Genomic DNA, 891 nt, shown 5'->3' with positions numbered 1-891 from the left:
CCACCAGCTGAACCACCGCCGACACGCGAAGGACACCACCATGGCCACGTCCGGACGCCCGGACACCGAGTCCGGACACCCCCGCATCCCCGGCGTCCGCTACAAGAAGGTCCGGCGGACCCGGCTGGTCGAGACGACGTTCAACGGCGAGACCCGCACGACACGGCAGACCTACTACGAGTGGGAGCCCGCGCCGCCCCGGAACCTCGACGCCCTCTACCTCCGCGCCGTCATCACCATCGCGGTGCTCCTCACCCTGATCGCCGTCGTGTGGTCCACCACCGCGATCGGTCGGCTCCTCGGCGGACTCGTCCCCGGACACGAGGCGACCGGCTACCTGGCAGCTTGCGCATTCGAAGTGCCCTGGGTGGTCTGCCTGATGATCCAGTGGCTCTTGCGGTACGAGCCCGACCGCGCCCGCGCCGTGAGCAGGGCCGGATGGGTCGGGCTCGCCATCGTCGTGACGGCCGTCGTCGTGGACGGCGCCCACCTGGACATGGTCGAGGTCGGCATCATCGGCGCCTTCGTCTCCGTCGTCGCCAAGGGCCTGTGGTGGGTCATCTTCCGCCTGTTCCGCGTCGAGCTCGGCGAGGACGCGGCCGGCTGGCTCCAGTCCAAGCGCGAGGACCTGGCCGTCGGGCGCGTACTGCTCGGCGAGCAGCAGCGCATGCGGGGCGTGGAGGCGTACCTCCAGGCCGTCTACGGGGCGTCGGGCCCGGCACTCCCGTCCGTCAGCCCGGACACCGCGCCGGACACACCCCCGGTCGCGCGTCCGGACACGACGGACAGCAGGTCACAGGGCGTCCCGGACATCCCGCCCCCGGCCGCCCAGGACGTGTCCGTGCCCGTGTCCGCACCGCCGTCCCCGACGCGTCCGGACAACTCCGCACC

General features: G+C 72.1%; 1 protein-coding gene. It reads left to right on the top strand.

Annotated elements, in window-relative coordinates; genetic code table 11:
- Nucleotides 1-40 precede the first annotated feature (40 nt).
- On the top strand, nucleotides 41-891 hold an 851-nt coding region (locus G5C65_RS37830), incomplete at its 3' end, for a hypothetical protein (protein ID WP_165303601.1).

It is taken from the genome of Streptomyces boncukensis, assembly GCF_011045075.1.
In the GTDB taxonomy this organism is placed as follows: Bacteria; Actinomycetota; Actinomycetes; order Streptomycetales; family Streptomycetaceae; genus Streptomyces; species Streptomyces boncukensis.
The sequence above is the reverse complement of the archived record's forward strand: the minus strand, read 5'-3'. Positions and strand labels throughout refer to the sequence as shown.